At 57.5% G+C, this 25686-nt stretch carries 25 protein-coding genes; 9 read left to right on the top strand and 16 right to left on the bottom strand.

Features of this window, described 5'->3' with window-relative positions:
- Positions 1-72 precede the first annotated feature (72 nt).
- The 7 genes from GOW98_RS04680 to GOW98_RS04650 all read left to right on the top strand — a co-directional run bounded on the left by GOW98_RS04680 (position 73) and on the right by GOW98_RS04650 (position 6761).
- Positions 73-1296 carry an OmpP1/FadL family transporter gene (locus tag GOW98_RS04680; RefSeq protein WP_170329916.1) on the top strand — a complete coding sequence of 408 codons (1224 nt, stop codon included), beginning with the start codon at positions 73-75 and terminating at the stop codon, positions 1294-1296.
- A gap of 100 nt (positions 1297-1396) precedes the next feature.
- Entirely contained in the window at positions 1397-2293 is an 897-nt protein-coding gene (locus GOW98_RS04675; protein ID WP_170329915.1) for a DMT family transporter, read from the top strand.
- 49 nt (positions 2294-2342) lie between these two features.
- Positions 2343-3215: an ATPase gene (locus GOW98_RS04670; protein WP_170329914.1), complete on the top strand. Its 873-nt coding sequence runs from the start codon at positions 2343-2345 to the stop codon at positions 3213-3215.
- Between the two features lie 39 nt (positions 3216-3254).
- Positions 3255-4193, top strand: a complete 939-nt coding sequence (gene metA, locus GOW98_RS04665; RefSeq protein ID WP_170329913.1) for a homoserine O-acetyltransferase MetA — start codon at positions 3255-3257, stop codon at positions 4191-4193.
- Between the two features lie 37 nt (positions 4194-4230).
- A complete protein-coding gene (locus GOW98_RS04660; protein WP_170330215.1) occupies positions 4231-5148 on the top strand; it encodes an alpha/beta fold hydrolase in 918 nt (305 codons plus the stop codon).
- A gap of 49 nt (positions 5149-5197) precedes the next feature.
- Positions 5198-6067 carry a polyphosphate kinase 2 gene (gene ppk2, locus GOW98_RS04655; protein WP_170329912.1) on the top strand — a complete coding sequence of 290 codons (870 nt, stop codon included), beginning with the start codon at positions 5198-5200 and terminating at the stop codon, positions 6065-6067.
- A gap of 79 nt (positions 6068-6146) precedes the next feature.
- The gene (locus tag GOW98_RS04650; protein ID WP_170329911.1) at positions 6147-6761 is read left to right on the top strand and encodes a TetR/AcrR family transcriptional regulator; all 615 of its coding nucleotides are present in this window, start codon (positions 6147-6149) and stop codon (positions 6759-6761) included.
- A gap of 3 nt (positions 6762-6764) precedes the next feature.
- On the opposite strand, the gene GOW98_RS04645 is transcribed toward GOW98_RS04650, so the two are convergent.
- From GOW98_RS04645 to GOW98_RS04600, 10 genes are all read right to left on the bottom strand, one after another.
- The gene (locus GOW98_RS04645; RefSeq protein ID WP_254437902.1) at positions 6765-7682 is read right to left on the bottom strand and encodes an adenylate/guanylate cyclase domain-containing protein; all 918 of its coding nucleotides are present in this window, start codon (positions 7680-7682) and stop codon (positions 6765-6767) included.
- A 137-nt stretch (positions 7683-7819) separates the two neighbouring features.
- Positions 7820-8188, bottom strand: coding sequence for a group I truncated hemoglobin (locus GOW98_RS04640; protein WP_170329909.1), 369 nt, complete (start codon positions 8186-8188; stop codon positions 7820-7822).
- A gap of 116 nt (positions 8189-8304) precedes the next feature.
- Complete coding sequence (locus tag GOW98_RS04635; RefSeq protein ID WP_170329908.1) at positions 8305-9525, bottom strand: aminopeptidase P family protein; 1221 nt, start codon at positions 9523-9525, stop codon at positions 8305-8307.
- A 160-nt stretch (positions 9526-9685) separates the two neighbouring features.
- Positions 9686-10897, bottom strand: a complete 1212-nt coding sequence (locus GOW98_RS04630) for an ABC transporter permease (RefSeq protein WP_170329907.1) — start codon at positions 10895-10897, stop codon at positions 9686-9688.
- Between the two features lie 5 nt (positions 10898-10902).
- On the bottom strand, positions 10903-12174 hold the full coding sequence (locus GOW98_RS04625) for an ABC transporter permease (protein WP_170329906.1): 1272 nt from the start codon (positions 12172-12174) through the stop codon (positions 10903-10905).
- Between the two features lie 66 nt (positions 12175-12240).
- Positions 12241-13332: an extracellular solute-binding protein gene (locus GOW98_RS04620; RefSeq protein ID WP_170329905.1), complete on the bottom strand. Its 1092-nt coding sequence runs from the start codon at positions 13330-13332 to the stop codon at positions 12241-12243.
- A gap of 111 nt (positions 13333-13443) precedes the next feature.
- Positions 13444-14535, bottom strand: a complete 1092-nt coding sequence (locus tag GOW98_RS04615) for an ABC transporter ATP-binding protein (RefSeq protein ID WP_170329904.1) — start codon at positions 14533-14535, stop codon at positions 13444-13446.
- A 149-nt stretch (positions 14536-14684) separates the two neighbouring features.
- Positions 14685-15392 (bottom strand): maleate cis-trans isomerase family protein, encoded by a 708-nt coding sequence (locus GOW98_RS04610; protein WP_170329903.1) that lies wholly within the window; start codon positions 15390-15392, stop codon positions 14685-14687.
- On the bottom strand, positions 15389-16534 hold the full coding sequence (locus GOW98_RS04605; protein WP_170329902.1) for a M24 family metallopeptidase: 1146 nt from the start codon (positions 16532-16534) through the stop codon (positions 15389-15391). Before GOW98_RS04605 ends, GOW98_RS04610 begins: the two co-directional genes overlap by 4 nt.
- Entirely contained in the window at positions 16531-17574 is a 1044-nt protein-coding gene (locus GOW98_RS04600) for a pyridoxal-phosphate dependent enzyme (protein ID WP_170330214.1), read from the bottom strand. The genes GOW98_RS04605 and GOW98_RS04600 overlap by 4 nt, the downstream gene beginning before the upstream one ends.
- A gap of 85 nt (positions 17575-17659) precedes the next feature.
- Here GOW98_RS04600 and GOW98_RS04595 point away from each other — a divergent pair, with 85 nt between their 5' ends.
- Together GOW98_RS04595 and argE are read left to right on the top strand one after the other, a co-directional pair.
- Positions 17660-18844, top strand: a complete 1185-nt coding sequence (locus GOW98_RS04595; RefSeq protein WP_170329901.1) for a M24 family metallopeptidase — start codon at positions 17660-17662, stop codon at positions 18842-18844.
- Positions 18841-19998, top strand: a complete 1158-nt coding sequence (gene argE, locus GOW98_RS04590) for an acetylornithine deacetylase (RefSeq protein ID WP_170329900.1) — start codon at positions 18841-18843, stop codon at positions 19996-19998. The genes GOW98_RS04595 and argE overlap by 4 nt, the downstream gene beginning before the upstream one ends.
- Here argE and GOW98_RS04585 read toward each other — a convergent pair.
- The 6 genes from GOW98_RS04585 to GOW98_RS04560 are packed head-to-tail and all read right to left on the bottom strand — an operon-like array spanning position 19995 to position 25679.
- Complete coding sequence (locus tag GOW98_RS04585; RefSeq protein ID WP_170329899.1) at positions 19995-20861, bottom strand: urea carboxylase-associated family protein; 867 nt, start codon at positions 20859-20861, stop codon at positions 19995-19997. The two genes, argE and GOW98_RS04585, sit on opposite strands and share 4 nt — an antisense overlap.
- Before the next feature lie 28 nt (positions 20862-20889).
- Positions 20890-22368 carry an aldehyde dehydrogenase gene (locus GOW98_RS04580; RefSeq protein WP_170329898.1) on the bottom strand — a complete coding sequence of 493 codons (1479 nt, stop codon included), beginning with the start codon at positions 22366-22368 and terminating at the stop codon, positions 20890-20892.
- 8 nt (positions 22369-22376) lie between these two features.
- On the bottom strand, positions 22377-23411 hold the full coding sequence (locus GOW98_RS04575) for an LLM class flavin-dependent oxidoreductase (protein ID WP_170329897.1): 1035 nt from the start codon (positions 23409-23411) through the stop codon (positions 22377-22379).
- Positions 23412-23423: 12 nt separating this feature from the next.
- On the bottom strand, positions 23424-24332 hold the full coding sequence (locus GOW98_RS04570; RefSeq protein WP_170329896.1) for a flavin reductase: 909 nt from the start codon (positions 24330-24332) through the stop codon (positions 23424-23426).
- Positions 24329-25108, bottom strand: a complete 780-nt coding sequence (locus GOW98_RS04565) for an alpha/beta fold hydrolase (protein ID WP_170329895.1) — start codon at positions 25106-25108, stop codon at positions 24329-24331. Before GOW98_RS04565 ends, GOW98_RS04570 begins: the two co-directional genes overlap by 4 nt.
- Entirely contained in the window at positions 25080-25679 is a 600-nt protein-coding gene (locus tag GOW98_RS04560; protein WP_170329894.1) for an amino acid synthesis family protein, read from the bottom strand. Before GOW98_RS04560 ends, GOW98_RS04565 begins: the two co-directional genes overlap by 29 nt.
- Positions 25680-25686: the final 7 nt, after the last annotated feature.

Below are 25686 nucleotides of genomic sequence, written 5' to 3'. Positions count from 1 at the left end.
ACCATAAGGCAGGTCGGTCGCAACCACTCCAAACTTGGATCAGACCTGAATAACACCTTTAGGGAGGACACAATGAAAAAAGCGCTATTACAGGCGTGCGTACTGAGCGTAGGGGCAACCGGTGCTTATGCTGGCGGTCTAGACCGAAGTGGACAGGGTGTGAACATTCTGTTCGAAGAAGGCTCTGTGGCTCAATTCCGTCTGGGTTACACATCACCGGATGTCAGCGGGTCGATGATCGACCAGATACCCGGCAGCTCAACCTTTGGCGAAAGAGTTGACTCGGGTAACATCGCGAACGACTTTTTCACGCCACATCTCGCGTACAAAGCCGCGCTGACCGACAACCTCGATTTCGCACTGGTTTACGATCAGCCCTTTGGTGCTGATGTTGAGTATTCCTCTGATTATCCGATCTCACAGAATGTGCTCGGGTTTTCCCCTCCATTCCCCCCTGGTGCGAACCAGGACGTCTTGCGCGCGAAGGCTGACACAGATGCCGTAACAGCACTGCTGCGGTATAAATTCGAAGGCGGGTGGAGCGCCATCGGTGGCGTTCGCGCCCAACGCCTGAAAGCAAGCGTCTCTGTTCCCCTTGCGGGTGCCGGCCTTCAACCGATCCCATCCGGTGGATACCGAGTTGAAACAGATGCTGAAATCGACTTTGGCTATGTTGTTGGTGTTGCTTGGGAACGGCCTGACATCGCGGCCCGGGTTTCTTTGACTTATAACTCGAAAATCACACATGATCTTTCGCAGACAGAGGCAAATGACTCGCTGGCCTTTACTCCGTTCCCGGAAATCGCAAGAACCAGCGCGGACTCAACGTCCGAAGTGGTTACACCGCAATCCGTCAACCTCGACTTTCAGACTGGCGTTGCGCCCAAAACCTTGCTGTTCGGTTCTGTTCGTTGGGTTGACTGGCCGCAAACCGTATATGCTCCACCGGTATATACCGGTCTGACAGGTATTAACCTCGTCGACTACGAAGAGGCCACTTGGACCTACTCGCTCGGCCTAGGCTATCAGTTCTCCGAAGAGTTTTCGGGTGCAGTTACAGTGGGCTACGAGAGTTCACAGGGTAATCCTGTGTCCAACCTCGGCCCGACAGATGGGTTCTGGAGCATTGGCGTTGGCGGCACCTACTCGCTGGAACGTGCGAAAATCTCGGGCGGTGTACAATACACCGACATCGGTGACGCAACCGCAAATGGTGCTGGTCCTGACAACCGCGCTACATTCTCAGGCAATAGCGCCTGGAGCGTTGGCTTCCAGATCACCTACTCGCTGAGCTAAGCGACAATACTCTTTCATGTAAAACCCCGCTGTCTTGGCGGGGTTTTTCTTTGCGCAAGTTCCGGGTCGCACGAAAGTAACCCAACTGCGACAAAGAACCATGACAAAGCAAAAACACCTTTCTCCTAAAGCATGGGCCGAGCTACTTTTGCTGGGCCTGATCTGGGGCGCTTCGTTCCTTTCAATCCGTATCGCACTGGACACGATCCCGGTGATGACCTCTGTGTTTCATCGGGTTTTCTGGGCAATGTTGGTACTTTGGATAGTGGTTCGGGTTCAGCGGCTAGCTGTTCCGTCCAGTCCTCGCATTTGGCTGGCATTTCTGGTTATGGGGTTGCTCAATAATGCAATCCCGTTTTCCTTGATGTCCTGGGGGCAGCTTTACATCGAGACCGGCCTCACCTCGATCTTGAATGCGATGACGGCCATTTTCGGTGTCATCGTCGCAGCGATGTTTTTCAAGGACGAACGTCTTAGCCGAACCCGCGCGATTGGTGTCGGGCTGGGGTTTCTTGGGGTCACGATTGCTATCGGGCTGCGCAACTTCGCCAGTTTCGATCTGCAGAGCATGGCGCAGTTGGCCATCATCGCGGGCACGGTTTCCTATGCGCTGGCCGGTGCTTGGGCGCGGGTTACCTTGTCTGACCTGCCTCCTGTCGTCGCAGCAGCCGGTATGTTGACTGGGTCGACCCTGCTGATCCTTCCGATCACGCTGGTGGTCGATGGTGTGCCAAGTCTGGATCTGCCACTGATTACATGGGCTGCGATTGGATATTATGCCTTGGTCGCAACTGCGGGAGCTTACCTTTTGTATTACCGAGTATTAGCCATGGCAGGTGCGGGTAATCTATTGCTGGTCACTTTGGTCATCCCTCCAGTTGCCATCGTACTGGGCGCGGTTGTGCGCGATGAGGCCCTGCCCCCGCAAGCCTTTCTGGGCTTTGCCATCCTTGCGATTGGGTTGCTGATCCTCAACCGCGCAGGCGCACGCGATTGACGCCGCCCGCTGGCCGTTTTAGCTAGGTCAGAAAAAGGGACAGCGGACGATGATCTACGGCTCGGCAAAAGACTGGCGCGACGCGGCGCGGAAAAAGGTGCTGTTTTTCGGCATGTCGGGGCTGGGCAAAACCTATGTGTCCAACGTCCTGCGCGACTCCGGTGACTGGTTCCACTATTCCATCGATTACCGCATCGGAACGCGCTACATGGGCGAATACATCGCCGACAATGCCAAGGCCGAGGCTATGAAGGTCCCGTTTCTGCGCGATCTTCTGTTGTCGGATTCGATCTATATCGGCTCGAATATAACATTTGAAAACCTGACACCGGTGGCCGCCTATCTGGGTAAGCCGGGCAATCCGGCTTTGGGCGGCATGGAGCTGCACGAATACCGCCGTCGGCAGGAACAGTTCCGTCTGGCAGAAATCCACGCCCTGTTGGATACCGAGTATTTCATCGACCGCGCACAACGCCTCTACCAATACCCGCATTTCATTTGCGATACGGGTGGGTCGATTTGTGAATGGGTGGATTCCAACGACACAGCCGACCACGTGCTGTCCGAACTGTCTCGTCAAACTTTGATGATCTGGATTCAGGGCGATGAAGACCACACCGCCGAACTGATCCGCCGTTTTGACAAGGCCCCCAAGCCGATGTCCTACCAACCCGAATTTCTGACCCGCGTCTGGAACGACTACCTGACCCAGAACGAGTGCCAGGCCGAGGACGTGGACCCCGACGCCTTTATCCGCTGGACTTATGCGCAGGCGCTGGCGCACCGTCAGCCGCGCTATCAGGCGATGGCCGAGAATTGGGGTGTAGCCGTCACCGCCGACGACATGCACAAGGTGCGCGACGCTGCTGATTTCGATGAGTTGATCGAACGCACCCTTGAGACCCGCGCAAACCGCGCTTAACTACCGCTTCTATACTGAAACTCCAAAGGCTTGCACCTGATGCCGATCAAGATTCCCGCCGACCTTCCTGCATTTGACGTCCTCACTAAAGAGGGCGTCTCGGTCATGGCCGAGGATCAGGCGATGCGTCAGGATATTCGCCCCCTGCGCATCGGGTTGCTGAACCTTATGCCCAAGAAAATTCAGACCGAAAACCAGTTCGCGCGCTTAATCGGCGCGACTCCGCTGCAGATCGACCTAACTTTGATCCGCATGACCGAGCATCGCACCAGAAATACCGCTGCCGAACATATGGCCGAGTTTTACCGCCCCTTTCAGGACGTCAGGAACGAGAAATTCGACGGCCTGATCATCACCGGTGCCCCAATCGAACATCTGGATTTTGTCGATGTCACCTATTGGGATGAAATGCGCGAAGTCTTTGAATGGACACAGACGAACGTGCATTCCACCTTTGGCGTCTGCTGGGGCGGGATGGCAATGATCAACCACTTCCATGGCGTGCAAAAACACATGCTGGACGCCAAGGCGTTCGGCTGTTTCCGTCACTCTAACCTCAACCCGGCGTCGCCGTTCCTACGCGGATTCTCGGATGATTGCGTGATCCCGGTCAGCCGCTGGACTGAGATGAAGCAGGCCGAGATTGATGCCGCGAACGGTTTGGTGACCTTACTGGGCAGTGATGATGTCGGTCCCTGTCTGGTCGAAGATCGGGCGCATCGGGCGCTCTATATCTTCAACCATTTCGAGTATGACAGCGATACCCTGAAGCAGGAGTATGACCGCGACGTCACAAATGGCACGCCGATCAACGTGCCGATGAACTACTATCCGGATGACAACCCGGCCCAGACTCCGCAGAACAGATGGCGCAGCCACGCGCACCTGCTTTACGGCAACTGGATCAGCGAGATTTACGGCACCACCCCTTATGACATTAGCCGAATCGGTGTCGAACAAACCGATCTGAGGGCCTGATCCAGTGCTCCGCGTCGGTATCATAGTCCTGACCTTGATGGTCGCGCTATGGGCCTTCGCAATCTGGCGCGCGGCCCGGAGCGAAGCCCGCGCTGAGGCGGCCTTCCCCCCCGAAGGTCAGATCGTCGAAGTCGATGGAATCGCTGTCCATGCCGTTGTGATGGGCGAGGGACCGGACGTGGTGCTGCTCCACGGCTCCAGCGGCAACACGCGCGACATGACGTTTGCGCTGGCCCCGATTTTGGCCGAAAACTACCGCGTGATCGTTTTTGACAGGCCTGGGTTGGGCTTTAGTGACAGCTTCAACCCGAACGGAGAAACCATTACGGAGCAGGCGGAAATCCTGCAAAAGGCTGCGGCCCAGATTGGTGCCGACAAACCTATCGTGGCTGGCCAAAGCTATGGCGGGTCCGTCTCTCTTGCTTGGGCGGTGACACGGCCTGACAATATTTCGGCGCTGGTCCTGATCGCGCCCGCAGCTGTACCGTGGGAAACCCCGCTGGACGGTTTCAATCAAATAGCATCGACATCAGTTGGCAATGTCGCGGCCCTGCCCTTGGTAACCGCTTTTGTGCCCGAGTGGTTTGTTGAAAAAACTCTGGACCAGGTGTTTGCACCTCAAACCACGCCTGACGGTTATGCAGATCACTTTGGGCCAGGTCTAACCATGCGTCGCGCCTCTATGCATGCCAACGCCAAACAGCGTGCCAACCTGCTGGAAGAAATCCGCGCTCTGCGACCACGGTATGGAGAGATCGACGTCCCGACCGAAATCGTTCACGGCACCGCCGATGACACAGTTGGCCTCGAATGGCATTCGCACCGGTTGCTCGATGAAATTCCGGGGGCGGAACTGATTGAACTGCCGGGTATAGGGCATATGCCGCAGGTTGTGGCCGCGCCCGAAGTCGCTGCCGCCATCGACCGCGCCGCGCAACGTGCGGGTTTGCGTTAAGCTCGCTGCTAATCCATAGTAGGATATGGATTTTATGGCGAGGTGACACATGGCCCGTTCCGAAAAAGGTTCCATCGAAAAATACTTCAAGAAAGACGCTCCAAAAGAGGTCCGCTCGGCGATCGAAAAATCCGGCAAGGGCGACATTCTAAACCCGAGCTACCCTTACGATGAACGCATGAAGCGTAAGGATTACGACAAGGAAATGGAGAACCTGCAGATTGAACTGGTCAAGATGCAGTCCTGGGTCAAGGAAACCGATCAACGAGTGGCGCTGATTTTCGAGGGTCGGGATGCGGCTGGCAAGGGTGGCACGATCAAGCGGTTCCGCGAGAATCTGAATCCTCGGGGCGCGCGCAACGTCGCGCTCAGCAAACCTTCGGACACCGAGCGCAGCCAATGGTATTTTCAACGCTACGTCCAGCACCTTCCCGCAGCCGGTGAGATCGTGTTCTTCGACCGCAGCTGGTACAATCGCGGCGTCGTCGAAAACGTTTTTGGTTTCTGTACCGCGGAAGAGCGGGAGCGGTTCTTCCGGCAGGTGTTGCCGTTGGAAACCGGGCTGGTGAATGATGGGATTACGCTGTTCAAGTTCTGGCTGAATGTCGGCCGCGCCGAGCAGCTGAACCGGTTTTTAGCGCGTGAGACTGATCCTTTGAAGCAATGGAAGCTCAGCCCAATCGACGTTGCAGGCCTGAACAAATGGGATGAATACAGCGAGTCGATCTCGGAAACCCTGACCCGCAGCCATTCAGAGCATTGCCCGTGGACCATCGTTCGGTCCGACGACAAGAAACGCGCAAGGTTGGCCGCCATTCGCACTGTGTTGCACGCGCTGGACTATGATGAAAAGGACGAGAAAGCCATCGGCGACAATGATCCCAAAATCTGCGGCGGGCCGGAAATCTGGGATGCGTAACCAATAGTGGACGAACACCCCTGCACGGATTATGTCATGTATTTCTGCGGCTTAAACAACAAAGGCACCTGAAACAGGGATGACAAAACGCGGGTATCACCACGGCAACCTGAAACAGGCTTTGATCGAGGCTGCACTGTCTCTGATCGAGGAAAAAGGCCCGACCGGCTTCACCTTGTCCGAAGCAGCCAAAACCGCTGGGGTCACCCCGGCTGCGGTTTACCGGCATTTCCATGGGCGTGAAGATCTGATCGCCGAAGCGGCGCGGCAAGGGTATGAGATGTTCGCGGACCTGATGCAATACGCCTATGACAAGGGCCAGCCCTCGGCCCTAGCCGCGTTCGAGGCCACAGGCCGCGCTTATCTGGCCTTTGCGCGCAAGCACCCGGGACACTACATCGCGATGTTCGAAAGCGGAATTTCCATCAACCGCACACCCGAATTGGCGCTGGCGGCGAACCGCGCGAAAGCAGTGCTCGAAAAAGCGGCCTCGGATCTGTCGCAGCACATCCCGCCGGAAAAACGCCCGCCCGCATCGATGTTCAGCGCACATATCTGGGCGATGAGCCACGGTGTAGTTGAACTGTTCGCGCGCAACACCGGTGCAAGTTCGCCCTTCCCGCCAGAGGATTTGCTGGAGTCTGGAATTGGTATTTACATGCGCGGTCTGGGACTTGTTCCGCAAGACGATTGAAGATCAGAACCGGGACAATGGCTGCGGCGCACTCAGCCCAGAAGTCACATTGATAAGCTCCATTTCCCCCATGCCTTTGATATCCACCCGCCCCAGATTCGAGACCTGAAATTCGTCGATCAAAGCATATTTCATTTCTTCCGGAGCAACGATTTTCATCGGGTTAGCAAACACTTGCAGACGCGATGCGATATTCACCGCCGGGCCAAATACATCATAAACGTATTTTTGAATTCCAACTACAGACCCAACCGCAGCCCCCGTCCCCAACCCAATGCGAGCCTGCCATTTGTGCGGATGGCTTTCATTGCGCCTCTCCAGGTAACGCAGAAAACGCACCGCACAATGGGCTACGGCAGTCGCGTGATCCGGTGTCGGATCCGGCATACCAGACACCGCCAAATAGGCGTCCCCAATGGTTTTAATCCGCTCGCAACCGAATTGTTCGACGATGCGATCAAAGGCGGTGAAGATGTCGTTTAACTCACTCAATGTGACGGTAGGGTCTGTTTTGGCTGCGAAATCCGTGAATCCGACGAAATCCAACATCACCACGGATACCTGATCATAGAGCTGCGGCGTAACAACGCCGAAAGCTTTGAACTCTTCGTACACAGCTTTCGGCATCACATTCAGTAACAGTCTTTCAACCCGCTCCTTCTCGCGCTCCAATTCTCGTGTATTCCGCTCGACCATAGTCGAATAGCTGTCGATCATACTCTCGAGCTCTCGAATGCGCGTAATATTCTGGCATTCGACGACCAAAACTTGCTCGGACAAACCGTTTGCCAACGACACAGCCGTCGCGAACATCAGCGTTCTGCGTTTTGGTTTGATTTGCAGTTCGACGGTATAGCGAAGCCCCGATTGCTTGACGTCATCCAATTCGCGTTGATCCAATGAGGGCAGAATATCCAGCAAAGTCTGCCCGTCGGACGGAGTACCAAACCATTCAGCGAAAGGTCCGTTGTGAAAAACAAAGGTCAGATCCGACGCGCGCACGACAGCCACGCCGACTCCGATAGCCCGCAGCAACTGTTCGTTTATTGCCAGAATGCTCATGCCGCGTCTCGTGCAACAATAATGGCACGCTTTGATTCAATGGCTTGCAAGGCAATCTTTATATGATCGTCCCGCATTCCGTGCATTGAAAGCGCCTCGGCAAACAACTCGGCCATTTCATCGAAATCAGCATGAGAGATGTTCAGATTCCTGTGAACAGCTTCTATTCGATCATCACTAAAGGAAGCCGGTCCACCAACCAGAGAAGAAACAAACTTAGTCTGATGGTCGATGAGGCGCGGCATTTCGATGTCTTCGAAATGGCCGCCAATCTGATCGGACTCCAAGGCCATTTCATAGAATGTCATTACGATCCGACTGATCGTTTTGAACCCGCCATATCTTTCATAGATTGTCTGACCCACACCACACACCCAAGCATTAACTAGAAACAACACTGCAATCTTATATCACATTGACAGTTTTGTTAACGCTTATAGGGAGGTCGGCAGAAGGGATAATTACCCTTCTGCCGATCAGATCAGGCGTTGATCGTATTGTGTTCGGGCCCATACGGGAAGCCGGTAATGTTTTCTGCGCCGTCTTCTTCAACCACCAGAATGTCATGCTCGCGATACCCGCCCGCGCCCTTTTGGCCTTCGGGAATCCACAGCATAGGCTCGATCGAGACGACCATACCGGGCTCCAGAACCGTGTCGATATCTTCGCGTAGTTCCAGACCGGCTTCGCGGCCATAGTAGTGGCTGAGAATGCCGAATGAGTGGCCATAACCGAAGGATCGGTATTGCAGCAAACCCTCATCTGCGAAGAACCGGTTGATCTCATCGCAGATGCCCGAACATGTCGCGCCAGGTTTGATCAGGCTCAGCCCTAGTTCATGCGCGGTAACATTGGCCTTCCAGATGCGCAGGCTTTCCGAGTCGGGTTCGCCGAGGAACAGGGTACGCTCCAACGCGGTGTAATAGCCCGAGATCATCGGGAAGGTGTTCAAGGACAGGATATCGCCCTTTTGAAGGGCGCGTTTGGTGACCGGGTTGTGCGCACCGTCGGTGTTCAGACCGGACTGAAACCAGACCCAAGTGTCGCGGTATTCCGCATCCGGATAGGCGCGCGCGATTTCAACCTCCATCGCGTCACGTCCGGCCATAGCGATTTCGATCTCGGTTGCGCCTTCACGGATGGCGGCATGAATTGTGGCTCCGCCGACATCCGCCGTGCGCGCGCCACCCTTGATCAGTTCGATTTCTTCGGCGGATTTCACCATCCGCGCTGCCATCGTGTCGGGGGCGATATCGACCAGTTCCGGTCCGCCAAGCATATCCAGCGCGGTGTCACGCATTGCCAGCGTCATGTGATCGCCTTCGATACCGATCCGACCTACCGTGCCAATCAGGCTGGCAACCGCGCGCCAGAAGTTGTTCCGCTTCCAGTCAGTATAGATCACGTTTTCCTCGACCGAGCGTCGCCACGGTTGACCCGCATCGATATTCGCCGACACGGTTGTACATGCGTCCTGCGTCACAACGCAGCCATACGGGCGGCCGAACGAGCAATACAGAAAACCCGAGTAATAAGCGATGTTGTGCATAGACGTCAGCAGCACCGCCGGGATGTCGCGCGCCGCCATTGTTGCGCGCAGGCTGCCCAGACGCCGGGCATATTCCGCCTTGCTGAAGGGCAGCGGGGCCTTGTCGCCATTGTGGCTGGTGAAGAACTCGGGGCGATTTTGCAGGTCAGTCATTTGGTCTCTCCTCAATGCCGGACAGGCACCGCCCGGCCACAAGTCCCGGCGTTCAGGACAAGCGGCCTCGGGAACCGAGAGCCATGCACCCCGCCTTACGTCACGACGCCATCGTGACCGGAGTGCATGGTGAAATCGCTAAATCAGCTTTCGAGTCGCGTCAAGCCGGGCTAAGCCCCCGCAGGCGTTCCGACCGCCTCCGTAGCAGTTCAACCGTGGTCAGCAAAGCAATCGAGATGACCACGAGGATCGTAGCAACTGCCAGAATGGTCGGGCTGATCTGTTCCCGCAGGCCGGTAAACATCTGCCAAGGCAGCGTTTTCTGGCTGGCAGAACCAACAAACAGAACCACGACAACTTCATCGAACGAGGTGATGAAAGCGAACAGGCCACCCGAGATCACGCCCGGCAGGATCAGCGGCATCTGGATCTTGAAGAAGGTTCGCACCGGCCCTGCCCCCATATTCGCAGCCGCCCGCGTCAACGACTGATCGAACCCGACCAATGTTGCCGTCACCGTGATGATCACAAAAGGAATACCCAGAACCGCGTGCGCCAGAATGACCTTCACATAACCCACAAAGTTCTTGTCCATTCCCAGCGTGCCCTCAAGGAACCGGCCGATATCGCTGTAGAAAAAGAACATACCGGTCGCCGAGATAATCAGCGGCACGATCATGGGCGAAATCAGGATACCCATAATGGCCCGACGCCCCGGCACATGCGATTGGCTGAGGCCGATGGCGGCCAGCGTCCCCAAAGACACCGAGATGATCGTCGCAATCGGCGCAATGATCAGCGAGTTCTTGAAGCTGCGCTGCCATTCATTGTTGGTGAAGAAGTCGCGGTAATGCTTCAGCGAATACCCCTCAGGGTCCAGCCGCAGCATTTCGGGCGTGAAGGTAAAGAAGTCCTGTGCATTGAACGACAGCGGCAGAACCACAAGGATCGGCGTGATCAGGAATACAAAGATGGCACCGCAAATCACGCGGAACAGGTAATGCTCGAACACCTGCCGACCTGTCAGATAGGGCAACAGCTTTTGCCGATAACGCCCCTCGTAGAGCCAGAAGATGAAGAAGGCAAAGAACCAGCCGGCCAACAGCCCGACGATTAGTCCGGTCATACCGGCAAAGAAGAACCCGATGGCAGCAAGCCCTAGAATGGTGATCCAGCGCGCGAGACGTTCGTTGTCGAGAACGGTGATATAGACCCAGGCCAGCGCCGCCATCAGCGCGGCACCGATCAGGATGCCCAGCAGGACATTGCCCTGCCCGGCTCCGACGAACATTCCGACAAACCCTCCGGCTATGGCGACTGCGGGCAGAACGACCGACAACGGTTTTCGGGATATAGGTGTAAGTGCTGCCATGATCTTTATCCCAGTTTCACGTTATCAATGCCCACGATCTTGTCGTAGCACCAGTAGAGCAACAGAACGACCGCCAGCAGGATCGTCCCCAACGCCGCCGCCAATCCCCAGTTCAGCGAAGACGAGATATGGTAGGCAATCCGGTTCGAGATGAAGACACCCTTGGTGCCGCCCACAATCTCGGGCGTGATGTAGTAACCGATGGCCAGAATGAACACGAGGATCGACCCCGCCCCGATACCCGGTATGGATTGCGGGAAGTAGATCCGCCAGAACGTCGTCCAGTTGGTCGCGCCCATCGACTTGGCCGCCCGAGTGTAGGATGGCGGGATCGTCTGCATCACCGAATACATCGGCAGGATCATGAACGGCAGCAGGATATGCGTCATCGCGATAATCGTGCCAAACTGGTTGTTGATGATCACAAGTCGTGCGTCATCCGCCACAAGCCCCAGCCAGACCAGCGTTTCGTTGATTACGCCTTGCTGTTGCAGCATCACTTTCCACGCAGATGTCCGCACCAGAAGCGACGTCCAGAAGGGCAACAACACCAGGATCATCAGTAGGTTCGAAACCCGCATCGGCAGCGTCGCCAGTAGGTACGAGACCGGATAAGCCAGTAAGATGCAGGACCCGGTAATTATTAGCGACATGAACAGCGTGCGCCCGAACAGCTTGATCAGGATCTGCTTGTCCTCGGGCTGCGCCTGAGCGCCTTCGGGTGTACGGCGCATGTCAACGGCGTTAAGGAAATAGCCGTTGGTGATCGGAACCGCATGGGTTTTGATCGTGCGCCAAGTCTCAACATCGCCCCAGCCGTCATGAATCTCAATCAGCTTTTCCTTGAAAGGCGCATCGGATTCTGGATCCAAGCGTTTGATTTTACGACCTGATTTGCGGAACATCGAAGACATGCCGGTCTGTTCATAGTTCAGACGCGTACCAAGTCTTGTGTGTGTTTTCGCCTCAACGGCTGCAACCATGTCTTTCGTGAAGGCTGCATACAGGGCTTCATCGGGTAGCTCTCCACCTTCGGCGTCCCAATTTTTCAGCTCAACCACAGTCAGCGGGAGCGTTTCTGCGACGATGCTGTTCTCAACCGACCGTAACAGCATTGACACGATCGGGATCACAAACGAGAGCATTACAAACAGCAACAAGGGGGCAACGAGGGCCAGTGCCCTAAGCTTGCGGCGGCGCAGGGATCGCGCCAGTGATTTCTTCAGTGGCGTGCCATCTGCGGCCAGCATCGGACCGGATTGAGTAGCGTCAGTCATCTGCGTCCCTTGGTCTTTGGTGGATCGGGGCCATTGGCGGCCCCGACCTTGCGTTTCAAGACAGGCTTATTGTGCCAGCCATGCCTGGAACTTGGCGTCGATATCGTCGCGGTAATCAGCCCAGAACTCGTAGTTGTACAGGAACGTGTTCTTGGCGTTTTCCGGATCAGTCGGCATGTGCGGTGCCATATCGATGCCCAGATCTGCGTGCTGACCAACCAGCGGTGCCGACGAGGCACGGGCCGGACCGTACGAGATGTACTTGGCCTGATCCGCCAGACGTTGCGTGTCGGTTGCAAACTTCAGGTAATCCAGCGCACGCTGCTTGCGTTCGTCATCCAGACCGGCGGGAATAATCCAACCATCGATGTCAAACACCTGCGCGTCCCACAGCATTGCAACCGGCTGGTTCTGCTCTTCGATCACGCTGAACAGACGACCGTTATAGGTCGAACCCATGATAACCTCGCCATCGGCCAGCAGCTGCGGCGTATCGGCACCTGCAGACCACCAGACGACGCTGTCCTTGATGGTGTCCAGCTTGGCCAGCGCCTGGTCCTGCCCTTCCGGGGTTGCAAGCACGTCGTATACATCGTCCTTGGCGACGCCGTCACACAGCAGTGCCCACTCCATATTGTTGATCGGGCGTTTTTCCAGCGAGCGCTTACCCGGATAGGTTTCCAGATCAAACACCGCGCAGATTTCAGTCGGAGGCGTGTCGCCAACCAGATCGGTGCGATAGCCGAAGGTGGTCGAATACACGATGCTCGGGATGTAGCAATCGCTGACAATCAGTTCACCGAAATCCTCGGAAGCCGGCGTGCCATCGGGCGCAGGCTCCAGCATTGCGTCATGATCGATTTCCATCGCCAGACCTTCGTCGCACAAGCGGATCGCGTCCGAGGCCACAACGTCAACTACATCCCAAGTGATGTTGCCAGCTTCGTTCATGGCGCGCAGCTTGGCAACTGCTTCGTTCGAGCTGTCGTCATTCAGGATGGTGATACCGGTCTTTTCCGAATAGGGCTCGTGATAAGCTTTCAGCTGCGATTTGGAGTATGCGCCGCCCCACGAGACGATCGTCATCTCTTGGGCCATTGCGCCACCGGCAACCGCGGCAAGCGCACTCGCCATCAGAGTGGTTTTGGTAACTTTCATAGTTAACTCCCTGTTATACCCGTTAATTTTAACTTTGAAGACCGGATCACGGGGCAACCCGATCATCTGATGTCCCGCGCACCCGGGCGGATCACACGGGGATTTCCTGTATCAGGCGTCCAGCGCCCGGCAGTCGTGAGCCAGCCAACCGATCTCGACCTCTTCGCCAGGGCGCAACCTGACTGCATCCGGCGCGTTCCGGGTCTTGATGATGAAATCATCATTGCCCGCCACGGACAGGCGGAAGCGGAAAACGTCACCCATATAGATGAACTCTTTCACCGTTGCCTTCAGCGTATGCGCATCAGCATGCAGCCGGTCCTTGTTGAATTCAACACGCTCGGGGCGGATCGAAACCTTGGTGCGATCGCCCGCGTTGTGGACGTTTACCGGTTTTGCATCAATCTCGGACCCGTCATCCAGAACCACCACGCATGAGTCGCCGTCGATTGATTTAACAACACCTTCCAACGTGTTGTTTTCCCCGATGAATTGCGCGACAAAGCTATTTTCAGGCTCTTCATACAGAAGGTCCGGCGGAGCCAGCTGCTGGATACGGCCATCATCGAACACGGCAACACGATCAGACATCGTCAGCGCTTCAGTCTGGTCGTGGGTCACGTAAACGGTGGTAATCCCCAGCTCATGCGCCAGACGAGTGATTTCGAACTGCATATGCTCACGCAGCTGTTTGTCCAGTGCGCCCAGAGGTTCGTCCATCAGAACCAATTCGGGTTCGAACACCAGCGCCCGCGCCAGAGCGATCCGCTGTTGCTGACCACCTGACAGTTGCGCCGGACGACGGCTGCCAAAGGCTCCCATCTGCACCATATCCAGCGCGCGTTTTACCTTTTCCTCGCGCTGCTCCTTGCCCATCTTCCGCACTTCCAACGGGAACGAGAGGTTCTCGGCCACAGTCATATGCGGGAACAGGGCGTAGTTCTGGAATACCATCCCGATCCCGCGCTTGTGAGGCGGGATGTTGTTGATCGGCTTCCCATCCAACATGATTTCGCCGTGTGTGGCGGTTTCAAACCCAGCCAGCATCATCAGGCAAGTAGTCTTACCGGACCCAGACGGGCCCAGCATTGTCAGAAACTCACCTTTTGGCATTGAGAGGTTTAGATCTTTTACAACGAGTACTTCGCCATCATAAGACTTCTGGACACGCTGAAACTCGACGAACGCTGCGTCATTGGACATATACCGACTTGGCTCCCTGTGCGGTCTGTTGTTTGCCCGGTTTATCCGGGTCTCAAAGACCTATTGGCCTCATTAAAGGACATGCGAGACGCGGCGTGCAACCAAAATGTGACAAAGGTCAGACATTTTCGATTACGCCTGCATCACCATTAAGCGGAATTCAGTTCGCGCATATGCCATGCAAGGCTTTGATTGCTGGACAAAACCGGCTTTTTCAGGCGATTTTCGATCTCAGGGATAGCATCAAAAGTTCTTAAATTCGTACAGCTTATAAAGATAGCTTCAACTGATGGATCAGCCCCGAGTTTCAGCGCCGCATCAACAACGGAACGCCGCGAAATACGCACAACTTTTGATTCTTCCGACTCTCCGAACGAGCCAAACACATCCATGAAAACCCCGTTTTCAGCAAACGCTCGGCGCAGCGGATCGTTCACTTCTTCGATATACGGGGATAACAATGCAAATTTCGAAACCCCTAAATGCTCCGCACAGGCGGACGCTGCACGCAGAGGGTTCGTGACCACGACCGTATTGCAGGTTTTTCGGACCATCCGTTCGATCTGGTCGGACCCGATAACCGAACTGGCCGACGTGCATCCGTACCCGACCACCTTGTAGGGGCGAATTTTGGGCAACAGATCCGCTGCAGCGGGCAAGGCTTTTTCCATTTCTGCCAGCGTGTCTTTCGTCACCTCAGCCCCGCTGGGAATACGCGAGACGTAGATAGGCGCGGGCCTATCAGCGAAATAAGCATTGAACTCGGGCTCGATCGTCTCGTCAGTTTGCAAAACGATCAAACCCATCGGTGTGGCGTCGGGATCGTCCCTGTCCAGCGTGTAGGGCAGATAACTCATATCTCGGGCAACTCCGGGCCGGTTCTGGGGCTGATAAAGCGCGGCGCCCCTTCAGTGATCACTATGTTTTCCTCGTGAACGAGAATTTTGTCGCCGACCGCTATGCCGGGTTCCAGCGTCAGAACCATTCCCGGTTCAAGTACCGTGTGATCGGTGGGTATCAAAGACGGCCATTCTGTCAGGGACATCCCCAATCCATGCCCCAACCGCCCTGCGCCAGTCTCGCCCGAGGTGCGGGACAGCACCTTGTTCATGGCGTAAAACAGCTCTGCCGCTGTTGCACCGGGGCGCGCAGTTTCAAATGCGGTGTCTGAGGCTTCGATCAGCGTTGCATAGGCGTCGCGCACCTGCGGACTAGCTGCTCCAATCGACCAGTTGCGGTCGAAGTCGCAAAAATACCCGTCCCAAACCAGCCCTGTATCCAGCATCAGAACATCACCGGGTGTCAGCGCCACGGCGCGGGCCGGAGAGATCACATCGGTATACCCGCCCTGCTCGGCCCCGCCTGCAAGGTACGGCACCCAGTCCGCGCCCTCGTCCAGGCACACCATCTGAAACCGGCGGAATACCTCATCCAAAGCTACACCTTCTTGCGCAATCTCCGGCACGCGTTCAAAAGCCCGACCGGCAATAGCACAGGCGGTTTCGATCTTGGCAATCTCGGCCGGGGATTTGACCATCCGAAGAGCGCGGATAATCCCCTTGTCGCTGCCCAAACGACGCACACCAAGCCCCTGCTGTAATCGGTTCAAGTCAGCCAACGGCATACGGACATGCGTTTCGTGCCCATCTGGCAAGCCAATGACCGCATCCTCAGGGCAAATCTCACACAAAGTATCGGCCAGCAGGCTGACACCGTCGTTGCTCAGGTCGGGCGCGCTCCATGTGCGAACGTCATCCACCCAAGTCTGCGCCATCAAGGCCGCCCCAATTGATGGAATCACGGCAATCGGTTTGCCTGCGGCGGGAAGGATCAGAAACCAAGGACGCGTCGGGCTTTCCCAGAATCGGGTCAGGTAGCCGGTGAAATATCGGACTTCTGGCTCGGTCGTCAGCAACAACGCCGACAGACCCGCCTGCTCCATCCGGCGCTGCGCGCGTTCCGTTCGCGCACGGAATTCGGACGTTTCAAAGCCCCTCATTCAGCGATCTCGGACAGGAAACACAGAACACGAGCGTCAGGACCGATATCCAGGGCATCGCGTACGTTGGCATTCATAAAAGCGGCAACCCCTGCCCCCCCAGACGCGGTGGTGGCGATACCCGCTGCGGCCATGGCCGGAAGATGCTCGGTTACTTGCTCATCGGAAAGGGTCAGGAACCTGTCTGCATCGCGCGCAAGACCGTTCAGTGCAATCAACGAAGGCTCCTTGCAATCTAATCGCCCCATCACACTGTCGGGGCCGTCGGCGAAAATGCTGGCGCCAGCCTCAATGCTGGCCTGCAACGCCGGGGCCGCTTCGGGTTCGACCACGATGATCTGCGGCGCATCCCCCCAAACGGTCCGCGCATATGCCGCAACGGCCCCTGCCATCCCGCCAACACCGGCCTGCAGCATGATATGTGTCGGCACCTGTGGGCATTGCCGGGTGGCCTCAGCCGCCATCTGCAAGTACCCCTCCATCAGTGTATGCGGCAGGTCGTAGTACCCCTCCCACGAACTGTCCGAGAGCAGAATCCAGTTGTTAGCCCGTGCAGCTTTGCTGGCGGCATCCATGCTGGCCGCGTAATCCGCGCCTTCGCGCACGACCTTCGCGCCTTGTTCGCGCAGGCGTTCGGCAAAGCTCTCGGGCACCGTGTCGGCGATATAGACCACCGCGTCGGCCCCGAACCTTCGCGCACCAGAGGCCACGCTAAGCCCGTGATTCCCCGCGCTGGCCGTAACATAGGTGCGACCGGTCAATGTTGTGCTGTCCGGCGTCTCAGAAACCTCTGCCGCATGGCGCGCTATGACATAGGCCGCGCCCAAGGCCTTGAACGACCCCAGCCCCATCCGTCCGCGCTCATCCTTGACCCACAGGTGCGCGACATCCGCCAGCCCCTGCACGTCGATCAAAGGTGTCTCATCCGCCGACAGGCAACGCGCGATCAATTCCGAGGCGCGCGCTACATTCGTGGATGGAAATGGCGCGTCCTCGATCAATTTCTGACCGGCGCGATACGGGTTGGATGTGATTTTCAACTGAGCGTCTTCCCTGTGTTGCCCATTGACGTGATCGGATTCGTCTAGTTCTGTCAACAGAACTCAGTCATTGCAGGAGTAGCCCATGGCCCATGCCGATCCGGCTTTCAGCCAGGCCGAATATGACCGTCGGCTAGCAAAGACACGCAACGCCATGGCGGCTGCGGGTCTGGACGCGCTGTTTGTCGAGGACCCGTCAAACATGGCGTGGCTGACTGGGTATGAAGGTTGGTCTTTCTACGTACATCAGGGCGTTCTGGTGCTGCATGACCGCGATCCGATCTGGTGGGGGCGCAATCAGGATGCCAATGGCGCACGGCGCACGGTCTGGATGCCCGATGACCGAATATACGGCTATGCGGACCATTATGTGCAATCGACCGTCCGTCATCCGATGCAGGACCTTGCCGCTCTAATCCGAGGCTGCGGACTGACTATAGGCCGAATTGGTGTCGAATTGGACAACTACTATTACTCGGCCAAAGCCCATCTGACCTTGCTGGCTGAATTGCCGCAGGCTGAATTGATCGATGCGAACGCGCTGGTGAACTGGCAGCGCGCAGTGAAATCGGGGGAAGAGATCGCCCTAATGCGCAAGGCTGCCCGCATCTCGGAGCACGTGATCGACGGCGTTCTGGAACGGGTCGAACCGGGACTGCGCAAAAACGAGCTGGTCGCCCAGATTTACCATGATGCGATCTCGGGTGTTGGGGACGATTGGGGGGACTATGCCGCCATCGTGCCTTTACTGCCTTCGGGTCCGGACGCTGCCGCCCCACATCTGACATGGGATGGCGCGCCATTCAAATCCGGCGAGTGCACATTCTTCGAATTGTCCGGCTGTTATCGCCGCTATCACACGCCCTTCTGCCGGTCGGTTTTTCTGGGCCAGCCACCCGATCACCTGTTGCGAGCCGAGGCTGCGCTGGTCGAAGGACTCGAGGCCGGGTTGAACGCCGCCCGAGCAGGCAATCAGGCACGCGACATCGCGCTGGCGCTGGCCGCTCCGCTGGAACGCGCCGGGATCGAACGCGGTGCACGCTGCGGCTATCCTGTGGGGCTCAGCTATCCCCCGGACTGGGGAGAACGCACTATATCCCTACGCCCCGAGGATGAAACCGTTTTGGAGCCCGGCATGACCTTCCACTTTATGCCCGGCCTCTGGATGGACGACTGGGGCCTTGAGATCACCGAGTCGATCCTGATCACCGAAAACGGTCCCGCCGAATGCTTCTGCGACCGCCCCCGCAAACTGTTTGTGAAACCATGACCCTGCTCAGAACCACCGAAATCCTTGCTGACCTGATTGCCTTTGAAACGGTCTCTGCAGACAGTAACCTTGAGATCATCCGCTATCTGACCGAACGGCTTGAGGCACTAGGTGCGCGGTGTATCGAGACGCGGGATGCGACCGGAGCCAAGGCGAATGTCTTTGCCACGCTGGGGCCGGATCAGCCGGGCGGTATCCTGCTGTCCGGCCATACGGATGTGGTTCCGGTGGCCGATCAGGACTGGACCACGGACCCGTTTGAGATGGCCGAGCGTGACGGTAAACTTTATGGGCGCGGCACTTGCGACATGAAAGGTTTCATCGCTGCCGCGCTGGCCTTTGCCGAGACGCTCGATACGACCAAACTGACCCAACCGCTGCACTTCGCCTTTACCTATGACGAAGAAACCGGCTGTCTGGGTGCGCAAAACCTGGTGGAGGACCTGTCCGAACGTGGCATCGTACCGGACATCGCCATAATCGGTGAGCCCACCGAAATGCGGGTGATCGAGGGGCACAAAGGCTGTTTCGAATACACCACCAGCTTTGTCGGTCTCGAAGGGCACAGCTCGGCCCCGGACGATGGTGTAAACGCGGCGGAATACGCAGCGCGATATATCGGCAAGCTACTGGAATTGCGCCACATCCTGAAATCCCGCGCGCCCAAGGGCAGCCTCTTTGAACCGCCGTGGACCACGGTCAATGTCGGGCGCATCTCGGGCGGGGTTGCCCACAACGTCATCGCCAGCAAGGCGGAGGTTGCATGGGAAATGCGCCCCGTACAGTCCAGCGATGCCGAGTTGGTCCGCAAAACCCTGTCGGACTATGTGCAACACACTCTGCTGCCCGACATGCTGGCGGTTCACCCCGAGGCCAGCATCACGCAGGAGGCCGTCGCCGAGATTCAGGGGCTTGAGCCCATGGACGAAAACGCCGCCCGCGAATTGGTAGCCGAATTGACTGGCGCCAATGGTACCGGCGTCGTTGCCTTCGCCACCGAGGCCGGCCTGTTTCAGCAACTGGGCGTGCACGCGATTGTCTGCGGGCCGGGTTCGATCACTCAGGCGCACAAGGCGGATGAGTATGTCGAGATCGAACAGCTCGACCTGTGCTGCCGGATGTTGAACCGCTTGGGGCACCGTCTGACCACTTAGCCCGCACCATGAGTACGGTCATAAGCGGATCGCTCCGGTTGCACATGTGCCGCGCGGGCAGCTTCGCCCGGATCGTAGACCTCCATCACCAGAGGGTAACAGGCCGCCACGTCCGAGGAATGCTCGGACGAACAATCGCCTCCGGGACAGGCTGAAAGACCGACGATCAGATCAATCTCGGCATAGAATTCCAAATAGTCCCCCGGACGCACGGGACTGGCCTTCATGAAATACTGGCCGGTGTCGCGTGTGAAGCCGGTGCACATGAAAACGTTCAGTACGTCATGCACCAGCATCTCGGCCTCGCGCAGCGGCAGGTCGCAATGGCCAGCCAGCGCGCGGGTCAGGTTGGAATGGCAGCAATAGTGGTAGTCGTCACCGGACAGCAACCGCCCGGTATACGGATCACAGCGCGTGCCGATCACGTCATGAACCGAACCGCCAAAGGCGTCGAACCCGTACCAATCCAGCGTGTCATCCACGATGGTTGCCATTGGGCGCATATTGGGAAAGCTCGACCACATGCGGCCACCGGTCGACAGGTGGGTTCCATGCAACGCACGGGTCTTGCCAGAATAAAACCGCTCGGTCAGGTCGTGCTTGTTCCACATATTCAGGTCACCGACCTGAGGGCCATCGACCGACAACACCCGTACAAACGCCCCTGCAGGCACATCGATGCAGGCCGCATCCCGAGGCGCTGCGATAGCCTCAGCCGTCTTATTGGCCCCTGCCCTCAGCGTGACCAGTGCAGCTAGGTCCGGTTGCTCCAACGTCTCGGGAGGGTAGCAAATGACCGGAGGAATGGCCTTACGCTTTTCCGCATCCACAGGTGCCGCAAAATTCGGTTTTTCCAGTTTCATAAGCACCCTCCCCTGCGTTTACACAGGCTTAGCGCATTACGAACGGGTTCGCCATCGGCTCTTGCGCGGTGTTGATCCAGGTGGTTTTTGTTCGGGTGTAGTCAAGGATTGCCTCAATCCCGGCCTCACGCCCATAGCCCGACTGATTGAACCCGCCGAAGGGCGCAATCGGAGAGATCGCGCGGTAGGTATTCACCCAGCAAATCCCCGCCCTGACCCGTTTCGAAACCCGATGCGCCCGCGCCAGGTTTTGCGTGAAAACGCCGGAACCCAACCCATAAGGCGTGCTATTCGCCAGCGCGATGGCCTCTTCTTCAGTATCAAACGGCAGCAGAGACATGACCGGCCCGAACATCTCGACCTTCAACGTTTCGGTCTCGGGTGAGGTACATTGAACCAGAGTGGGCGTCATGTAGTTGCCCGGAAGATCCGCAGGCGCACCGCCAAATCGAATTGCCGCACCCTGCCCCTGAGCCGTCGCCAATGTTGCTTCGATCTTGCGCACCTGCGCGGCGGTACAGAGCGGCCCTACATGCGTATCAGAGTGCAGCGGATCGCCCAGCCGAATGGCGCTGGCTTTCTGTTCGATCCGTTCGATCAAGGGCTCCAGAATGGACCGATGCACCAGCCCGCGCGTCCCCGCCACACAGCTTTGACCGGACGCGCCAAAATTCCCCGCGATCAGCCCGTTCGCCGCTCCGTCCAGATCGGCGTCATCGAATACAAGGATCGGAGATTTTCCGCCCAGTTCCAGCGAGGTGACCGCGAAGTTCTCAGCTGAGTTACGCACCACGTGCCGTGCGGTTTCCGGCCCTCCGGTAAAGGCAATTCGGTCGATATCGGTGTGGCGGGTCAGCGGAATGGCGCAGTTTTCGGCGTCACCGGTGATGACCGAGACTACGCCGGGCGGAAACCCAGCCTGTTCGATCAGGCGGGCAAACTCCAACATAGGTGCAGGCGCAATTTCCGAGGCTTTCAAGACCACCGAACACCCCGCTGCCAAAGCCGGACCCAGTTTCGTGGCCGTAAGGAACATCTGCGCGTTCCACGGCACGATCGCTGCGACAACACCAATCGGTTCGCGCGTGGTGAATACGTGCATGTCGGGCTTGTCGATGGGCAGCACCGTGCCTTCGACCTTGTCCGCCAGTCCGGCGAAGTAGCGGTAGTAATCCGCCACATAGCCCGTCTGCGCCGAAGTTTCAGCCAGCAGCTTACCGCTGTCTGTGGTTTCCAGCTCCCCGAGACGCGTCGCGTTTTCACCCACGAGATCGGCCAGACGGTAGAGCAGCTTTCCCCGCGCCGTCTGGGTCATGTCCCGCCACGCAGGATCGTCCAGAACCCGTTTGGCTGCGACAATCGCGCGATCAACATCCCCGGCCGAGGCGCAGGCAAAAGTCGCCCACCCCTGCCCGGTTGCCGGGTTTTCGGAGGTCATGACCTGAGCGTCTGACCCTTCGGTCCATTCGCCATCAATGAACAGCTGAAAATGCGGAAGATTTCCCATGGTGGCCCTCACTGAAAAGCTGGCATAACTTCGTCGATGAACCGCGCCAGCGAGGCGCGTTTGCGCTCGTTGGTCATGCCGCTGTCGACCCAAAACGAAAACTCATCATAGCCCAGATCTTCGTAGCGTTTGATACGGTCGATCACCTGCTGCGTCGTCCCGACGGTCAGATCTCGGCCCAGCTTTTCGGTCGTGTACATCGGGTTTGCGTCCATTTCCTCGGGCGAGATCGGCTCGATCAGCCCCTGCTGAATGGGTCGTTTGTTCAGGAACCACGCTCCGAAGTAGTTGTAATAACGCCGCAAATCCTGCACCCCCTGGGCCACGTCCGCGTCGTCTTTGCCGACATAGGTGTGGTGCAGCAGCATGATTTTGGGGCGCGGCCCCGAATAGCTGTCACAGGCATCGTTGAAGCGGCCCATCAGCGCTTCGATCTCTTCCATTCCCTGCCACAGCGGCGTGACCTGAATGTTGAAACCGTTATGAACTCCGAATTCGTGGCTGTTTGGGTCACGCGCAGCGATCCAGATTGGCGGGCCGCCGTCCTGCATTGGTTTCGGGGCCGAAGTGGTTGCCGGGAACGAATAGAACTCGCCCTCATGCGCGCAGTCGCCTTCCCAAATTTTTGGCAAGAGAGGCGTGGACTCGCGCATTTTTTGCCCGGCCTCCCACGCATCCATGCCCGGGGCCAGACGCTCGTATTCAAAGGAATAGGCCCCGCGCGCGATCCCCAACTCGATGCGGCCCTTGGTGATCTGGTCAGCCGCTGCAGCCTCACCAGCCAGTTTGATCGGGTGCCAGAACGGCGCGATTACAGTGCCGGTGCCGAGACGGATGTTCTTCGTGTGATGTGCAAGATCAACCAAATGCAGGAACGGGTTGGGCGCAATGGTGAACTCCATCCCGTGATGCTCACCGGTCCAGACCGCGCGCATTCCCCCTTCATCGGCCATTTTGGCCAGACCCACAAATTCATCGTAGAGAACGTCATGAGGCTGATCGGGCGTCAAACGCTCCATATGGGCAAACAGAGAAAACTCCATCATCCGGCTCCTTTAGCGAAAACTATGAATGTCGCCCCGTTCGGCGTCACCCAAATAGAGGGCGAAATCGCCAGTCTGGGCCTCACGCGCAAAGCGGGTCATCATGTGGTGAATGCCGGGGGTGGCATAGGTCAGGTTGGGCAGGTCTTCGACTGCGACCCAACGGGTATTATCGGGCGGGGCGGCCTGTTCAGTGGAAGCCAGAAAGAACGTGTAGTGCAGCTTGGTTTCCGCGTCGTTGAACGCGGAATAAACCTGATCGATCCGCGCGTCGATGCCCCGTTCGGCCAATCCCTGCGCCAGCCTGTTTCGCTGACCACCGGGTTCTGCACCCGCGACCTGAACCGGACGGAAACGACCGTCACGTTGTTCCAGCAGAACCTTGTCCTCAGACGAAATGATCGCCCCGCAAAGCGTCGGTACTTTCGAGTCCATCTCGCGTTCCAGACCCAGGCTGAAATACGAGCCGCCAACATAGCCAAGGCCGTCGCCCGCAGCGTGAGAGAAATCAAGCACCCTCCCCATTAGAATGGTGTGGTCGCCCGCCGGGATGGCCTGATGCGTTTCGCAACTGAACTGCGCCAGTGCTCCATCGATCAGCGGCAGGTCGTGCACACCGTTCCGGTGGGCAACTTTCGCGAACCGATCTCCCTTGTATCCGGCAAAGGTGTTCGACACCTCCTGCTGACCCTCGGCCAGGATATTGACGGCGAAGTGTCGGCAACCGGTGAAGACCTCGTAACTGGACAGGAATTTGCCCGGACAAACCAGCAACAACGGCGGATCAAGGGACACGGAGGAAAAGGAATTGGCCGTGAATCCGACCGGCGCACCGGTCTCGTCGCGTGTTGTCACCACCGTCACACCGGTCATGAAGCTGCCAAAGGCGTCGCGCAGAGCGCGTGGGTCAAGCGTTGTCATGGCAAACACTCCTGCAGAAAACGCAACAGGATGGTGTTGACCACATCCGCATGGGTCATCGGCATCATATGCGCGGCGTTTGGAATGATCTCAGCCCTTCCGTGTGGCGCCAAATCAGCCATGCCACGCGACATTTGGGGGGTGGAGTTCGGCTCATCCGCGCCGGTCAAGAACAAGGCCGGGCAATGAATTGCGGCTAGTTGCGCCTTAGTCGGCCCATCACTTTCAGCAAATACCGTATAGGCGGCTTTGTATGCGCACGGATCGACCTCATTTAGCCAGCGCGCACAAGCATCGCGTTCCGCGGACACAACCTCGGCAAACCATCGTTGTAGAGTGACCGACGCGTCGTTGGGTTTCGTCTCATCCAATGTATGTGCTCGGGACAAGACGGCCTGACGGGCCGTTTCTGGCCGTTGAAAAATGGCATTCAATGCGGCAATACCTTTGACATTCGGATTGCCCGAGGCTGTAATATGGGTCGCAATCAACGCCCCCATCGAATGCCCGATCAATACGGCTGGCTCTTGTATCAGTTCAGCCACCGGTGCGGCATAGCTGTCCAGCCCATCAACCGCAGCGAATGGGGTTTCGCCATGCCCGGGCATATCCGGGCACAGCACGCGATATCCGGCAGAGACCAGAGGCTTGATCTGCCCACCCCAGGCTTCGGCACGTAAGCCAACGCCGTGAAGCAGAATGACCAAAGGCCCCTCGCCCGCATCAACTGCGGCCAGTTCGCCGAACTCAGACCGAGGCCGGGTTGTCCACGTCATGACCCAGATCCTTCAAATCCTGGTAGCGGTCTCCGATCCGATGGTGAGGCCGTCCCGACGTTGCGCCGCCCAGCACAATCACCACTTCATCCGCGCGCGGGGCATCGGGGATTGAAAACTGTAACGTCAGATAGTGAGACCGACGGCCTGCGTCGTTCTTGTCCATCAAAGGCACCATGATCGGCGCGTTTGCAGGACCGCGTGTATTAGTGAAGGACAGATAGGATTTCGCTGCCACGGCCTGCCGGAAATGATTGCCGAAATGCAGCGTGTGGATCAGGCCCGAGGCGTGCTCGACTTCGCCGTCCAACCCGACGACGGCGGCCTTGCCATACGCCTCGATAGCATCACCGCTACCCGCCAAAGCGATCATCCGGCTGGTCAGTTCCGCGCCCAGAATTGGGGCAAAGCTCAGAATTTCGGGGCGAAGATCTTCCACATAACGTCCCGCCCAGGGGTTCGACACCACTGCTGCCACAGCAAACATTCGCCACGGGCGCTCGGCCTTGCGAAATCCTTCGACCAGAACCTCTTCGTCATAGGTCACGATTTTCCGAATATTTGGCTCCACGAGCGCC

It is taken from the genome of Ruegeria arenilitoris (genome assembly GCF_013032445.1).
Classification (GTDB): domain Bacteria; phylum Pseudomonadota; class Alphaproteobacteria; order Rhodobacterales; family Rhodobacteraceae; genus Ruegeria; species Ruegeria arenilitoris_F.
This window is presented reverse-complemented; position numbering and strand designations above follow the sequence as displayed.

Excerpts from the sequence above, each read along its gene's own strand:
- GOW98_RS04575 (WP_170329897.1), bottom strand. The coding sequence starts at position 23,411 with ATGGAGTTTTCTCTGTTTGCCCATATGGAGCGTTTGACGCCCGATCAG.
- GOW98_RS04580 (WP_170329898.1), bottom strand. The coding sequence starts at position 22,368 with ATGGGAAATCTTCCGCATTTTCAGCTGTTCATTGATGGCGAATGGACC.
- GOW98_RS04635 (WP_170329908.1), bottom strand. The coding sequence starts at position 9,525 with ATGACTGACCTGCAAAATCGCCCCGAGTTCTTCACCAGCCACAATGGC.
- GOW98_RS04605 (WP_170329902.1), bottom strand. The coding sequence starts at position 16,534 with ATGAGGGGCTTTGAAACGTCCGAATTCCGTGCGCGAACGGAACGCGCG.
- GOW98_RS04670 (WP_170329914.1), top strand. The coding sequence starts at position 2,343 with ATGATCTACGGCTCGGCAAAAGACTGGCGCGACGCGGCGCGGAAAAAG.
- GOW98_RS04680 (WP_170329916.1), top strand. The coding sequence starts at position 73 with ATGAAAAAAGCGCTATTACAGGCGTGCGTACTGAGCGTAGGGGCAACC.
- GOW98_RS04610 (WP_170329903.1), bottom strand. The coding sequence starts at position 15,392 with ATGAGTTATCTGCCCTACACGCTGGACAGGGACGATCCCGACGCCACA.
- GOW98_RS04650 (WP_170329911.1), top strand. The coding sequence starts at position 6,147 with ATGACAAAACGCGGGTATCACCACGGCAACCTGAAACAGGCTTTGATC.
- ppk2 (WP_170329912.1), top strand. The coding sequence starts at position 5,198 with ATGGCCCGTTCCGAAAAAGGTTCCATCGAAAAATACTTCAAGAAAGAC.
- GOW98_RS04675 (WP_170329915.1), top strand. The coding sequence starts at position 1,397 with ATGACAAAGCAAAAACACCTTTCTCCTAAAGCATGGGCCGAGCTACTT.
- GOW98_RS04615 (WP_170329904.1), bottom strand. The coding sequence starts at position 14,535 with ATGTCCAATGACGCAGCGTTCGTCGAGTTTCAGCGTGTCCAGAAGTCT.
- GOW98_RS04595 (WP_170329901.1), top strand. The coding sequence starts at position 17,660 with ATGGCCCATGCCGATCCGGCTTTCAGCCAGGCCGAATATGACCGTCGG.
- GOW98_RS04570 (WP_170329896.1), bottom strand. The coding sequence starts at position 24,332 with ATGACAACGCTTGACCCACGCGCTCTGCGCGACGCCTTTGGCAGCTTC.
- metA (WP_170329913.1), top strand. The coding sequence starts at position 3,255 with ATGCCGATCAAGATTCCCGCCGACCTTCCTGCATTTGACGTCCTCACT.
- GOW98_RS04620 (WP_170329905.1), bottom strand. The coding sequence starts at position 13,332 with ATGAAAGTTACCAAAACCACTCTGATGGCGAGTGCGCTTGCCGCGGTT.
- GOW98_RS04585 (WP_170329899.1), bottom strand. The coding sequence starts at position 20,861 with ATGAAACTGGAAAAACCGAATTTTGCGGCACCTGTGGATGCGGAAAAG.
- GOW98_RS04660 (WP_170330215.1), top strand. The coding sequence starts at position 4,231 with ATGGTCGCGCTATGGGCCTTCGCAATCTGGCGCGCGGCCCGGAGCGAA.
- argE (WP_170329900.1), top strand. The coding sequence starts at position 18,841 with ATGACCCTGCTCAGAACCACCGAAATCCTTGCTGACCTGATTGCCTTT.
- GOW98_RS04625 (WP_170329906.1), bottom strand. The coding sequence starts at position 12,174 with ATGACTGACGCTACTCAATCCGGTCCGATGCTGGCCGCAGATGGCACG.
- GOW98_RS04630 (WP_170329907.1), bottom strand. The coding sequence starts at position 10,897 with ATGGCAGCACTTACACCTATATCCCGAAAACCGTTGTCGGTCGTTCTG.
- GOW98_RS04565 (WP_170329895.1), bottom strand. The coding sequence starts at position 25,108 with ATGACGTGGACAACCCGGCCTCGGTCTGAGTTCGGCGAACTGGCCGCA.